14 protein-coding genes are annotated in these 13,153 nt (G+C 70.1%); 2 read left to right on the top strand and 12 right to left on the bottom strand.

The window, feature by feature from the left end; all coding sequences use genetic code 11:
• The first annotated feature begins 29 nt into the window (after positions 1 to 29).
• Both AUC44_RS11705 and trpD read left to right on the top strand, forming a co-directional pair.
• Positions 30 to 656, top strand: coding sequence for an anthranilate synthase component II (locus AUC44_RS11705; RefSeq protein ID WP_062158841.1), 627 nt, complete (start codon positions 30 to 32; stop codon positions 654 to 656).
• A gap of 14 nt (positions 657 to 670) precedes the next feature.
• Positions 671 to 1,657: an anthranilate phosphoribosyltransferase gene (gene trpD / locus AUC44_RS11700; RefSeq protein ID WP_082689046.1), complete on the top strand. Its 987-nt coding sequence runs from the start codon at positions 671 to 673 to the stop codon at positions 1,655 to 1,657.
• 104 nt (positions 1,658 to 1,761) lie between these two features.
• Here trpD and rpsI read toward each other — a convergent pair whose 3' ends face one another.
• The 12 genes from rpsI to pilM all read right to left on the bottom strand — a co-directional run bounded on the left by rpsI (position 1,762) and on the right by pilM (position 12,749).
• Entirely contained in the window at positions 1,762 to 2,163 is a 402-nt protein-coding gene (gene rpsI, locus AUC44_RS11695; protein ID WP_062158837.1) for a 30S ribosomal protein S9, read from the bottom strand.
• Entirely contained in the window at positions 2,163 to 2,588 is a 426-nt protein-coding gene (rplM, locus tag AUC44_RS11690) for a 50S ribosomal protein L13 (protein WP_046843114.1), read from the bottom strand. Before rplM ends, rpsI begins: the two co-directional genes overlap by 1 nt.
• 165 nt (positions 2,589 to 2,753) lie before the next feature.
• On the bottom strand, positions 2,754 to 3,572 hold the full coding sequence (locus tag AUC44_RS11685) for an alpha/beta hydrolase (RefSeq protein WP_231724429.1): 819 nt from the start codon (positions 3,570 to 3,572) through the stop codon (positions 2,754 to 2,756).
• A complete protein-coding gene (gene aroQ, locus AUC44_RS11680; protein ID WP_058975605.1) occupies positions 3,569 to 4,000 on the bottom strand; it encodes a type II 3-dehydroquinate dehydratase in 432 nt (143 codons plus the stop codon). Before aroQ ends, AUC44_RS11685 begins: the two co-directional genes overlap by 4 nt.
• 68 nt (positions 4,001 to 4,068) lie before the next feature.
• Entirely contained in the window at positions 4,069 to 5,124 is a 1,056-nt protein-coding gene (gene aroB, locus AUC44_RS11675; protein WP_062158834.1) for a 3-dehydroquinate synthase, read from the bottom strand.
• Positions 5,111 to 5,887, bottom strand: coding sequence for a shikimate kinase (locus tag AUC44_RS11670; RefSeq protein ID WP_231724428.1), 777 nt, complete (start codon positions 5,885 to 5,887; stop codon positions 5,111 to 5,113). Before AUC44_RS11670 ends, aroB begins: the two co-directional genes overlap by 14 nt.
• Positions 5,888 to 5,891: 4 nt before the next feature.
• Positions 5,892 to 7,040, bottom strand: coding sequence for a chorismate synthase (gene aroC, locus AUC44_RS11665; RefSeq protein ID WP_062158832.1), 1,149 nt, complete (start codon positions 7,038 to 7,040; stop codon positions 5,892 to 5,894).
• Positions 7,041 to 7,141: 101 nt separating this feature from the next.
• The gene (locus AUC44_RS11660) at positions 7,142 to 9,142 is read right to left on the bottom strand and encodes a secretin N-terminal domain-containing protein (protein ID WP_062158830.1); all 2,001 of its coding nucleotides are present in this window, start codon (positions 9,140 to 9,142) and stop codon (positions 7,142 to 7,144) included.
• 3 nt (positions 9,143 to 9,145) lie between these two features.
• Positions 9,146 to 10,252 carry a hypothetical protein gene (locus AUC44_RS11655; RefSeq protein WP_157445336.1) on the bottom strand — a complete coding sequence of 369 codons (1,107 nt, stop codon included), beginning with the start codon at positions 10,250 to 10,252 and terminating at the stop codon, positions 9,146 to 9,148.
• Complete coding sequence (locus AUC44_RS11650; RefSeq protein WP_062158826.1) at positions 10,249 to 10,893, bottom strand: type IV pilus inner membrane component PilO; 645 nt, start codon at positions 10,891 to 10,893, stop codon at positions 10,249 to 10,251. The genes AUC44_RS11655 and AUC44_RS11650 overlap by 4 nt, the downstream gene beginning before the upstream one ends.
• Positions 10,883 to 11,578, bottom strand: a complete 696-nt coding sequence (locus AUC44_RS11645; RefSeq protein WP_062158824.1) for a hypothetical protein — start codon at positions 11,576 to 11,578, stop codon at positions 10,883 to 10,885. Before AUC44_RS11645 ends, AUC44_RS11650 begins: the two co-directional genes overlap by 11 nt.
• The gene (pilM, locus tag AUC44_RS11640) at positions 11,571 to 12,749 is read right to left on the bottom strand and encodes a type IV pilus assembly protein PilM (protein ID WP_062158821.1); all 1,179 of its coding nucleotides are present in this window, start codon (positions 12,747 to 12,749) and stop codon (positions 11,571 to 11,573) included. The genes AUC44_RS11645 and pilM overlap by 8 nt, the downstream gene beginning before the upstream one ends.
• Positions 12,750 to 13,153 lie beyond the last annotated feature (404 nt).

Here is a 13,153-nt window from a genome sequence, read left to right as displayed (position 1 = left end):
CGACCGCCACCCCCTCAGGAGACTCACCGATGACCGAGCCCGCCGCGCCCCTCCGCCTCCTCCTGATCGACAACTACGATTCGTTCACGTTCAATCTGGTGCAGTACTTCGGGGCGCTGGGCGCGGAGCTGACGGTGTGGCGCAACGACGCCTTCACGCTGGACGACGTGCGGGCCCTGAACCCGGACGCGATCGTGGTCTCGCCCGGGCCGTGCACGCCGACCGAGGCGGGGCAGAGTGTCGCCGTGATCCGCGAACTGGGGCCGAGCGTGCCGGTGCTGGGCGTGTGCCTGGGTCACCAGAGCATCGGGGAGGCCTTCGGGGCGCAGGTGGGCCGCGCGCTGCTGCCCGTGCACGGCAAGACCAGTCCGGTGCGGCATGACGGCTCGGGCCTGTTCGCGGGCCTGCGGGACGGCGTGACGGTCACGCGGTACCACTCGCTGGTGGTGCGTGACCTGCCGCCGGAGCTGGTGGCGACCGCCTGGACGACCGACCCGGGCGAGGAGGTCGTGATGGCGCTGCGCCACCGGGAGTTCCCGGTGTTCGGCGTGCAGTTCCACCCGGAGAGCATCGCGACCGAGGACGGACTGGAGATGCTGCGGAATTTCCTGGCCGAGGTGCAGGCGTTCCGCGCAGGTCAGGAGGAGACGAAGTGATGCACGCGAGGTTGATGAACGGAGAGCGCCTCTCACAGGCGGAGGCGGCGACATTCATGCGCGAGGTCATGGAGGGCGAACTGAGCGGCGTGCGCCTCGCGGCGGCGCTGGCGGCCCTGCGGGTGCGCGGCGAGACGCCCGAGGAGATCGCGGGCTTCGCGCAGGCCATGCGCGAGCATGCGGTGCGCGTGAACGTGCAGCCGCGCGAGGTCCTGCTGGACGTGGTGGGGACCGGTGGGGACGGCGCGCACACCTTCAACATCAGTACCACGACGGCGTTCGTGGTGGCCGGTGCGGGCGTGCCGGTTGCGAAGCACGGCAACCGCGCCGCGAGCAGCCGCGCCGGGAGCGCCGACGTGCTCGAAGCGCTGGGCGTGAACCTGGACGCCACGCCGGACGTCGTCGCGGACGCCGTGAACACCCTGGGCATCGGGTTCATGTTCGCCCGCAACTACCACCCGGCGCTGCGGCACGCCGCGCCCGTCCGCTCGGAACTGGCGGCCCGCACCGTGTTCAACATCCTGGGGCCGCTCAGCAACCCGGCGGGCGCCACGCACCTCGTCGTGGGCGTGTTCAAACCGGAACTGACCCGCACCCTGGCCGAGGTGCTGCGCCTGCTGGGCGCGCGCGGCGCGACCGTCGTGAACGGCAGCGGCCTGGACGAGTTCACTGTCAGCGGCGTGAACACCGTCTCGGGCCTACGCGACGGCGAGATCATCGACCGCACCCTCCACCCCGAGGAGGCCGGCGTCAGCGTCCACCCGCGCGAGGCGATCGTGGGTGGCAGCCCCGCCGAGAACGCCGAGATCACCCGCGCGCTCCTCACCGGCGGCGGCACCCCGGCCCAGCGCGACATCGTGGCCCTGAATGCCGGGGCAGCCCTGCGCACTGCGGGCCGCGCCGCGAGCATCCGCGAGGGCGTCGAACAGGCCCGAGAAGTCATGCGCGGCGGGCAGGGCTGGGACATCCTGGAGCGGTACGCCGCGCATACGAGGCGTTGATGGAGGAGAGTCGATGGTTGATAGAGGGGAGCAGCCCATCACCTATCAACCATCAACACAAAAAGCCCCCGCATCCGAAGGTGCGGGGGCTTTTTTCGCGGGGATCAGCGCTTGCTGAACTGGGGGGCGCGGCGGGCCTTCTTGAGGCCGTACTTCTTGCGCTCGACTTCGCGGGGGTCGCGGGTCAGCAGGCCCTTGGGCTTGAGCTGCGCGCGGAAGTCGGGGTTCACTTTCAGCAGGGCGCGGGAGATGCCCAGCTTGATCGCGTCGGCCTGGCCGGTGGGGCCGCCGCCGACGACCGTGATCACGGCGTCGTAACGGCCGGCGGTGCCGGTTTCACGGAAGGCCTGCAGGGCGTGCACGGCGCGCAGGAGACCACGGAAGTAGGCCTGGAATTCCTTGCCGTTCACGATGATCTTGCCTTCGCCAGGGCGGAGGAACACGCGGGCGACGGCGCTCTTGCGGCGGCCGGTGCCGTAGAACTGTTCGGGTTGCTGAATCGCCATTATTTGACCTCGAGCGTCTGGGGTTTCTGGGCGGCGTGGGGGTGCGCCTCACCGGCGTACACCTTCAGGCGGCTGTGCATGGCGCGGCCCTGGCGGCCCTTGGGGAGCATGCCGAACACGGCGTGCTCGATGACGCGCTCGGGGTGCTTCTTCAGCGCCTCGCGGGCGGTTTCCTTCTTCAGGCCGCCCTGGTAGCCGGTGTAGCGGGTGTAGACCTTGCCGTCCAGCTTGTTGCCGGTCAGGGCGACCTGGGCGGCGTTCAGGACGACCACGAAGTCACCCTGGATCATGTTGGGGGTGAAGTCGGGGCGGTGCTTGCCACGGATGCGGCTGGCGATCAGCGTCGCGAGGCGGCCGAGGGGCACGTTCGTGGCGTCCACGACGACCCAGTTCTGCTCGTCATTTTTGGGGATGTAGGTTTTCACCGTGAAACTCCGAAGTTGGGGGATTTGGCTGCGACACGGTCCAGGCCGACGGGGGAGAGGGCTGCTGGCGTGTCCGGGTGCCTCCCGGTCATCTCGGCCCTACCAAGCGCGAGACACTAAACGCAAGGGTACCAGATGAGCGCTGGTGGGGCAAGTCATGTGGGACTACCGGCCGGTCAGCAGGAAGCGCAGTGCGGCGGGTAGCCGGGCCGCCCAGGCGCTCTCGTGGTGTGGGGCGGCCGGGTCGGCCTGGAAGCGCAGCCTCTTGCCCAGCCCCCGGGCCCTCAGGGTGTCCGCGAGGGTGTGCGCCTCGTCCCAGTAGGCGCGCATCCGGTCGGGAAACTCCGGGCTTTCCTGCCCGCCGATGTCCACCCACACGCGCCCGGCTGGGAGGGGGGCCTGCTGCGCCTGCCGCAGTGAGAAGCCGGCGTTCGTCCAGAAGGCGGGGCTCATGATCCCGGCGTGCCCGAACACGTCAGGGCGGGTCAGCCAGGCGTGCAGGCTGATCACGCCGCCCATGCTGGAGCCGATCACGACCGTGTCGTCCGCGCCGGGTCGCGTGCGGAACGCTGCGTCCACGGCGGGTTTCACCGTGCCGGTCAGGAACGCCACGTAGGCCTCCGCGCCGCCCCCACCACCCTGCGGGTAGTCGGTGTTCTCGACCGGGCTGTACTCGTGAAAGCGGCGGTCGCCACCGTTTGGGATGCCGACGGCGATGGCCTCGGTGCCCTGCTCGGCCAGGGCGCTCAGGGTCTCGTCCGCGCCCCACTCGCCGCTGTAACTGGTGGCGGCGTCGAACACGTTCTGCCCGTCGTGGAAGTACACGACCGGGTACCGCCGCCTACTCTCCGCGTGATACGAGGGGGGCAGCCACACCAGCACGGGCCGGGGCGCATGCTGCGCGTCGCCGACGCCGTCCAGCTGCCAGAGTTCCCCGGTGACGGTGCTGTCCGCCCGGCGCGGGTAGGGCCGCCAGCCGGTCACGCCTGCCCCTCGACCAGCGCCTCCAGGCCCAGGCGGTAGCCCAGGAACCCCAGGCCGCTGATCTTGCCGCGGCACACGGCGGCCGTGACGCTCCTGTGGCGGAATTCCTCGCGGGCGTCCACGTTGCTGATGTGCACCTCGATCACGGGGACGCGCTGTCCGGCGATGGCGTCGCGCAGCGCGTACGAGTAGTGCGTCAGCGCGCCGGGGTTCAGGACGATGCCGGTGAAGCCGTGCTCCTCGGCCTCGTGGATCCATTCGATGAGCTGGCCCTCGTAGTTGCTCTGGCGGCAGGTGACGGCCTGCCCGAGTTCCGCGCCCCAGGCGTCGCACTGCCGTTCCAGGTCTTCGAGGGTCTGGGAGCCGTACACGCCGGGTTCCCGCAGGCCGAGTCGGTTGAGGTTGGGGCCGTTCAGCACGAGCAGCATGCCCGCAGCGTACCGCCCCCGGCGTGTGGGCCAGGGGCGGATTGTGCAGCCCGGATGGATGGGGGCGGTCAGGCCAGCAGGTTGAGGTCGCGCAGGTCGTCCTGCCAGCCGCTGAATTCCTCGCGCAGCACGTCTTCCGGGACGCGCGTCAGGTAGGGCTGAGCGAGGTTGCGCAGGAGCACGAAGCGCACGCCGTCCGCGTCCGCCTTCTTGTCGCGGGCCATGAAGGTCAGGGCGTCCTCGAAGCTCACGGGGGCCAGCGGCGCCGGCTGCTGCCATGTCAGGAACGCGCGGGTGTGCCCGGTCAGGTCCGCGCCGCCCAGCGCGCGCGACAGCCGCGCCGCGTAGTGCATCCCGTACCCGACCGCGTCGCCGTGGGACACGCCGTGGTGCGTGACGGCCTCCAGCGCGTGCGCCAGCGTGTGCCCGAAATTCAGGTACGCCCGCTCGCCGCGCTCGGTCAGGTCACGGGTGACGACGCCCGCCTTCACGGCGATCGCGTCGGCCAGGGTGCCTTCCAGCAGCGGACCGCCGGGGCGGAAGTCCGGCGACAGCACACGGTCCAGCAGGGTGGGGTCGCTGATCAGGCCGTGCTTGAACGCCTCGGCGGCGCCCTCGCGGAACACCGCGCCGGGCAGGGTCCCCAGGGTGTCCGTATCGCACCACACGGCGCGCGGCGGCCAGAACGCGCCCACCAGATTCTTCCCCTCGGGGAGGTTCACGCCGGTCTTGCCGCCCACCGCCGCGTCCACCATGCCCAGCAGCGTGGTCGGCAGCGTGTAGAACGCCACGCCGCGCAGGTAACTGGCCGCCGCGAAGCCCGCCAGGTCGGTCGCCGCGCCGCCCCCCAGGCCCACGACCGCGCCGTCCCGGGGGATGTTCGCCGCCGCCAGCCGCGACAGGACGCCCGAGAGGACCTCCAGCGTCTTGCAGTCGTCACGAGCAGGCACGGGAATCGTCACGACGGGCGTCAGCGCCGCCTGCACCCGCGCCACGAACTCGGGGGGCAGGTCCACCGGGTGGATCAGGGCGACGTGCCGCTCGGGGACCCTCAGCGTACCCAGCAGTCCCGCTCCGACCTCCACCGCGTACGGCTGCGCGCCGCCCACCTCAATCCGACGCACGTGACTCCCCGCTGCCCGCCGTCTCCGGCGCGTGATCCAGTGCCGCGTGATCGAGGGCCCAGGCGTGCTGCGCGTCCGCCCACGACCACAGGCGGTCGATGATCTCCTCGACGATCTCCTCGCTGGGCCGCCCGTCGCTGTGCACGTGGATGGTGCCTTGCTGGTACACCGGGGCGCGCTCGTCCATCAGCGTGCGGATGCGCTCCAGGGGGTCCTCGGTGCGCAGCAGCGGCCGGTCGCTGTGCTTCGTGCGCTGGTACACCGTTTCCGGCGTGGCCCACAGCACCACCACGGGCCCGCGTTCCAGCAGGCAGCGGCGGTTGTCCTCCTGAATGAAGGTCCCGCCGCCCAGGCTGATCACGGCGTGCTCCAGCCGCGTCACGCGCCCCACGACCTCGTGCTCGCAGGCGCGGAAATACCCCTCGCCCTCCTGCGCGAACACCTCCGGGATGCTCTTGCCGACCACCCGCGTGATCAGCTTGTCGGTATCCACGAAGTGCAGCGCCAGCGCCCGCGACAGCTCCCAGCCGATCCGGCTCTTGCCGGTGCCCATGAAGCCCGCCAGCGCCACCCACGACACCGGACGCTCAATGAGGCCCGAACTGAACATGGGGGACAGTGTACGGGAATCCTCCGGCAGCGGCGTGACGCGTCCCCCGATCGGATCTTCAGGAAGGTCCCGCAGGTGCGCCGTCAGCCCGGCCTCCAGCCCGGCCCGGAACCCCTGCAGGTGGCGGACCCCGCCCTCGGTGTCGTTCAGCATGCGCTCAGTACGACTGCGCGAAGGCCCGGGCCGCCGCCACGCGCTCCTGCAATTCCGGCAGGGTGTCCCCACCAAACTTCTCCAGCATCGCCTCGGCCAGCACCCAGCCGATCACGCACTGCAGGATCACGCCCGCCGCCGGGACCGCCGTCGTGTCGCTGCGCTCGCGGGCCGCGTCGGACGCCTCGTGCGTGACCACGTTCACGGTCGGCAGCGGCTTCATCAGCGTGGCGATCGGCTTCATGGCGACCCGCACGATCAGCTCCTCGCCGTTCGTCATCCCGGCCTCCAGGCCGCCCGCACCGTTCGTGTCCCGCGCGTAGGTCCCTTCACGGTAGTACACGGCGTCGTGCACGCGGCTGCCCGGCGCCGTGGCGTTCTCGAACGCCCGGCCGATCTCCACGCCCTTCATCGCCTGCACGCTCAGGGCCGCCTGCGCGATCTTCCCGTCCAGCTTGCGGTCGTAATGCACGAAGGACCCCAGGCCCACCGGCAGGCCCCGGAAGCGCACCTCCAGGATGCCGCCCAGCGTGTCCCCGTCCTTCTTCGCCTGATCGATCCGCTCGCGCATCATGGCGGCGGCATCCTCGTCCGGTGTGCGCAGGTCGCTGTTCTCGATGGCCTCCAGCGCGTCCCAGCTGAACGGCACTTTCGTCTCGATCCCCGCGAGGCTCGACACGTAGTTCGCGCCCTCTACGCCCAGCTCCGACAGCAGCTTCAGCGCGATACTCCCGACCGCCACGCGCGCCGCCGTCTCCCGCGCCGAGGCCCGCTCCAGCACGTCCCGCAGGTCCTTGTGGCGGTACTTCACGCCGCCCGTCAGGTCCGCGTGCCCGGGCCGCGCGTCCGTCAGGGCCTTCTTGCGCGGCTCGCCGCCTGGCTCGGGCGACATGATCTCCGTCCAGTTCCGGTGATCCTTGTTCGCGATCGCCAGCGTGACCGGCGCGCCCGTCGTCCGCCCGGCCCGCACCCCGGAGAGGATCTCGGCCTCGTCCGTCTCAATCACCATGCGCCGCCCGCGCCCATATCCCCCCTGACGCCTGCGCAGCCACGGGTCGATGTCCCCCTTGCCGAGCGGCAACTGGGAGGGCAGCCCCTCGATGATGGCCGTCAGTTGCGGCCCGTGCGATTCGCCAGCGGTCAGGTACCTCATGCCCCCCGACTGTACCGCCTGCCCCGCCCCGGCCCGGCGCCCCTGCACAAACAAAGCGCGCCCCCGGGCCGGAGCGGCGGGGGCGCGGGCGGGCAGCGGCGTTACTGGACGATATTGCCCGTGATCACCACCAGCAGCTGCGTCTTCTCGGAGGAGGTGGACTGCTTCCCGAACAGGCTGCCGATCACCGGGATGCTCGACAGGAACGGCGTGCCATCCTTGGTGTTCGTGGTCTTCGTGGCGAGCAGGCCGCTGAGCAGCAGCGTCTCCCCGGTCTTGAACGTCAGCGTACTCTGCGCCTCGCTGTTCGTGAACTGCAGGATGTTGGGCACCGAGATGGTGCTGATATCCGTCGTCAGGTTGTTGACCTGCCCCCGGACACGCAGGGTGATCGTGCCGTCCGGCGCCACCTGCGGGCTGAAGAAGTCGAGGTTCACGCCGTAGTCGATCTGCTTCTGAATGTTGCCGGAGCTGGACGGAATGTTGATCTCCAGGCGACCGCCGCTCTTGATGCTCGCTGCCGCCCCGCTGGACGCATTCTGCGTGTCACTGGAGGCGCCCAGGGACCGCTGACCGCTCTGCATGGTGATAGTGCCGTCATAGACGTTCTTGGAGAGGTTCTGGCCTTCCAGGGCGTTGAGCGTGGCGCCCAGGTTGAAGCCCACCAGGCTGCGGGTCGGATCGAAGGAGAGCCCCAGGCCCGTCGAGCTATTCGACGAGACGCTGAAACCGCCGAACCCGGCACTCCAGTTCAGGCCCAGCGCCCTGGACGCCCGCTCGGTGATCTCCTGGATGCGCACCTGCACGTTGATCTGCGGCACACGCTGATCGAGCTGGGGAATCAGCTCGGCCACCTGCGCCACCTGGGTGGCCGTGCCGCGCACGATCACGGTGTTCGTGCGCTTGTCCGCGATGATGGTCACCGCGTCCGTGGTCTTCGGGGCCGTGGCCGCCGCGCTGGCGGTGGGCTGCGCCGCAGAGGTGTTCGTGGTCGGCACCGTCACCGTGATGGCGTTGCCGTTGGCGTCCGTGGCGTTCACCGGCACGTTGGCCAGGGCGGGCGTGGTCTGGGTGACCTCGCGTGCCAGGGTGCCCTCCAGGGTGGCCTTGACCTCCTCGGCGCTGGCGTTCACGAGCTGGAAGACCCGCTGGGTGATCTGCGCGCTCGCCACGACCGGCGCGACCCGGTCCACCTGACCCAGCAGGGTCAGTGCGGCGTCGAGCTGGTTCTGCGGGCCCGTCACGACCAGCTGCCCGGTCTGCCCGACCGGGGTGACCTTCAGGCCCGGGTACTGCGCGGCCAGCAGCGCCACGATATCGGCCTGCGCGCCCTTGACGGTGTACACGCGCTGCACGGTCTGCGTCTCGGGGGTGCTGGCCGCGCTGCTCTGCGTGCCGGGCGCGCTGTCCAGCTGCGCGAGCAGGCGCGTGACCTCCGCGACTTCCTTGTTCGTGCCGCGCACGATCACGGCGTTGCTGCGCACGTCCGGCACGATCCGCAGCGTGGCGCTGTCCAGTTTCACGTCGGCCAGGGTGCGGGTCACGCCCACCGTGTTGCCCTGCGCGTCGCGCTGCGGGGTCTCGCTGTAGGCGGGGGTGCCGAAGAACAGCTTGACCTGCTGGCTGGCCTGGGTGGCGTCCGCATTCTTCAGGGTGACGGTGCGCTGGATGGGCGTGTTGCTCACGCGCAGCACCGGCTGCCCGGCCAGAGTGACGACGTCGTAGCTCAGGCCGTACACGTCCATCAGGAGGGGCCAGACCTCGTTGAAGGGCTTGTTCTGGAAGGAGTACACGACCGGGCGGGCGGTGTCGGCCGCGCCAGTGCTGACGCCGCTGGCACCCGTGGTCGCCGCGCCGGCGGCAGTGGTGCCGGCGGCCTGGGGCAGCGCGTCCACGTTCGTGTCGAGAATCAGGCCGTACCCGGCGCTCTTGGCCAGCGCGGCCAGCAGGCTCGACAGCGGACCGGCGTAACGGCCGATCTCGATGGTCACGTTGGCGTTCGTCAGGCTGGTGTCGGCCACCGGGGAGGTCGTGGGAGCGGTCTGAGCGGCGGCCATGCCCAGCGCAGCGGTCAGCAGGAGAGAAGCGAAGCGGTTAGTCATGGCTCACCTTTTATCCAGTTCGAGGGTCTTGGAGTCGGTACCGAGGCTCAGGGTGGCGCCAGTCGCCGTGACTTCCTTCACGGTGACCTGGCTGTCCGGCAGGGTCTGCCCGACGGCGACGACCACGTAGCCGTCCTTGCTGCGGAAGATCGCGGTGTTCACCGGGCCGAGCACCACGGCGTTGAACGCCAGCCCCTGCGCCTGCACGAAGCTGTCCAGGGGGGACGCGGCGGCCGTCTCGGCGCTGCCGATCTCGCTGATCACCTGCGGGGTGACGGCTGTGGGCAGCGTGGTCGCCGGCAGGGTCGTGGCCGGCGTGGTGCCCGCCTGGCCGCCGGGCCGCGCCGCGGTGGTGTCCGGCAGGCTGGTCACGGCGGGGACATTCACGCCGGCCACCGGGGGTTTGACCGGCGTGATCGCCACGGGCGTGCCGGTGCCGCTCCCTGAGGCGCCGCCGGGGGTCACGACCACGGTGCCGCCCGAGCCGATGGGCGTCACGACCGGCGGGGTGCTGCCCGAGCTGGGAATGGTGGGCAGCGGAATCGCGCCGCTGGCCGGGGTACCCGCCGAGCCGGAGACCGGCGTCAGGCCCAGGGCGCCGCCTGAGGCGATGGGAGTCACTTCCGGCGTGCTCGCCACCGGCGCGGTGCTGGAGGCACTGCCGGGCTGGGGCTGGGTCGCAGGGGTGGGCGTCCCCGCGGCAGCCTGGGCGTCCGCGGTCACGCTCAGGGGACGGAAGGGGTTGTTGCCGGGGACGCTCGCCAGGGTGCCGGCCGGATTGATCCCGGAGGGCGTGGGGGGCGTGTCGGTGACCGCTGCGGCCGCTCCCTGCGCCGGGTCGGTCGCGTCGGTGGGGAAGGGAGGAATGACCTCCACGTCCACCTGACCGCCGGACTGGACGCCGCTGCTGGGCGCCGCGTCCGTCGTGCCGGACGGCGGGGTGGGGGTGACCGGCACCGTCTCGCTGGGCGTGGTGGGGGTCTGCACCTCAGTCGCCGGGGCGGCGCCCCGGTTGGTCAGGACGTACCACAGGCCGATCGCGGCGACCAGCAGCAGCAGGCCCAGCACCAGTTTCATTTCACGGGAGAGTTTGATGGGCGCGCGCGTCACTGGGTGCCTCCGGCAGGGGTAGGCGCGGCGGGCGCCGTATTGGGCGCCTGCGGGCTGGTGCCCGTCGAGGTGGGGCTGGCCTGCGCAGGATCGAAGGTGTACACGGTCAGGGCCAGGGTCCCTTCGAGCTTGGGATCGAAGCTGGTGGCCTGCGGCAGTTGCAGGCTGACGTTGTTCACGTTCGTGAAGCGGCTCATGGTCTCCACGGAGCGCAGTAGCTGGAACAGCTGCCCGAAGGTGCCCGACACGTTCACGGCCAGGTTGATGGGCCGCACGCCGCCGGGCAGGTTGGTGGCGTTGCCGTTCGTCACGCTGAACGAGGACATGGTGGCGCCGGCCGCCGCCGCGTTGAGACGGATCTCGTCCAGGACGCTGTAGTACCGGGCAGTCTGCGGGAGGGCCGCCAGGAACTCGTCCTGCTCCACCTTCAGCTTGGCCACCTCCTCGCGCAGGGCGGGCAGCTGCTGGGCGTTGCTGCGCAGCACCGCCACGCGGGCCTGCGCGGCGTCCAGGTCGGACTGGAGCAGACTGATCTGCTGCTGGCGCGCCTGGAAGCGCAGGGTGTACCACAGGACGGACGCCAGGATGCAGGCCGCCAGGACGACGAAGAACAGGTTGCGGGGCGTGAGTTTAATTGACACGTCCGCCTCCCACTGAGCTGACGGGTGCGCCGGGAGCGGCGGGCGTCGCCGGTGAGCTGCCGTCCGTGCTGGCGGGCGCGGTGGCCTCACCCTTCACGATGCCGACCGTCGCGCTGAAGGTGTACTGCCCGGTGTCGCCCTCGGCCTGCATGCTGCGGAAGTTCAGCCCGAAGTTCGGGTTGTTCTCGAAGGTGCGCAGGAAGTTCACGACCGCCTGCTGGCTGCTGGCCGAGCCGTTCAGCTCGATTTCGCGGGTCACGTTCTTGCCGGTATACACGCCGTTCTGCTGCTGACTGGCGAGTGCGCCGGCGTCCAGCGGGCGGATGGTCATGCTCTGCAGCGCGACCCCGCTGCCACCGGGCAGCTGCGCGGTGAAGCTGGCGATGTCGTTGGCCCAGTAGGTCTTGGCGTCGCGCAGCTGCACGGCGATCGCGGTGACCTGCGTCAGCTGGTTCTTTTCCTGGTTCAGCCGGCCGAATTCCTGCGAGGCGGGGGTCAGCGCGGCGATCTCTCCGTTCACGCTGTCCAGTTCCTTGGTCAGGTTGCCGACCTTTGTGGCGGTGGCGACCTCCACCCCGATCAGGATCAGGGCGGTCAGGACCACCACGCCCACCGCTGCAGGCTGCCAGAGGGTCGGCTCGCTCTGCTTGCGGTACTGCTGCGGGAGGAGGTTGATCTCAACCACGGGTCGTCACCCCCCGCAGCGCCAGCCCCAGCGGCACCGTGAATTCCGGCGCGTTGGCCTGGAGGTACCCGGTGTCCACGTTCGCCTGATCGGTCTGCACGGTCAGCCAGGGACTGGCGACCTCCACCCGGAAGCCCAGCGCGTCGCTGATCGCGGCGGCCAGGCCGCGCAGCTTCGCGCCGCCGCCGGCCAGGAAGGTGCGGTCGATGACCACGTCGCCACTCTGCACGCGGTAGAACTCCAGGCTGCGGCGGATCTCGGTGATCAGGTCGCCCAGCACCGGGCGCACCACCTCGAACACGCGCGCCGGGGAGTACTGCTCGCGGGCCATGTCGAAGTTCAGCAGGTCTTCCTCGTCCTCGGTGGGGGTGGTGGCGGTCGCGTAGCCCAGCTTGACCTCCTCGGCGGCGCTGAAGTCCAGGTCGAAGGCCTTCTGGAGCGCGGTCGTGAAGTCGTCGGCCGAGACGTTGATGTTGCGGGCCATCAGCACGCGGTCGCCGCGCACCAGATTGATCACGGAACTGCTGGCGCCGATCTCCATGACCAGCGCCACCTCGCCGGACTCGGTGTAGTTGCTGCCGGTCAGGGTGCTCTTGGTGAGGTGTTCGCCGAGCAGGTTGCCGCGCAGGGCGCGCAGCGCCGCGAAGGACTTGAGGTCCACGATGCTCGGTTCGAGGCCGGCGAGGCGCAGCACCTCGACCTGACGCGCCACGGCCTCGGTGGGGGCCGCGGCGATCACGACCTCCATCTGGCCGTCGTCGGGCACGTTGGCCGGGTCGTCCAGCAGGTCGAAGTCCAGGCTGACGTCATCGATCGGGTACGGAATGTAGCGTTCCGCCTCCCATTTGATGGCCTCCTGCAGGTCCTTGCGGTCCATCTTGGGCACCATGATGTTGCGGGTCACCGCCACCTGGTTCGGGACCGAGGTGACGGCGAAGCGGTTGGTGATGCGGTGCTCGGCCAGCAGGTTCTTCAGTTCGGTGGCGACGGCCTGCGGCTCGACCACCAGTCCGTCCCGCATGCTGCCGATGGGCGTGGGCACCATCACGGCGTGCTGGAGGGACGGTGGTGAGCCGGGGCGCAGCGCCACGACCTTGATGGCGCTGGTGCCAATTTCCACGCCCAGGGCATTCGGGCGCGGACTGAGTAAGCGGTTCAGGAAACTCGACATTCTCCCTCCAGGATCACGCGGATTTTAGCATTCACTCATCTGACGACGGGAGGGACGGAGTGGGCGGTGGGCAGACGATGCACGGGAAGACGCAGTGAGGGACATGGGTAGGGTATTCAAGCACCTCGCCCCTCACGTAACCCTGACATCCTGAAACGCCCGCGGTCCTGCGCGGCCGTTTCCCAACTCCGGTTACCTGCTGCCGCCTCCATAGCCCGGTGGGCACGGCGCGCGCAGCCCGGTCACCCACCCCGAACATGAAGGGTTCTTGAACGGGGTGCTTTAGTACACCACAAGTCAGCCCGCACGTTCAGGGAATACCTCACGTCCGGATGAGGCTGCGGTATGAATGCGGTGAGGCCCTACCGGCGCGTCAGGGCGCAGGGAGGGCAGCCGGAAGTTCC

Origin of the sequence: Deinococcus actinosclerus (assembly GCF_001507665.1) — a bacterium.
Classification (GTDB): Bacteria; Deinococcota; Deinococci; order Deinococcales; family Deinococcaceae; genus Deinococcus; species Deinococcus actinosclerus.
The sequence above is the reverse complement of the archived record's forward strand: the minus strand, read 5'-3'. Positions and strand labels throughout refer to the sequence as shown.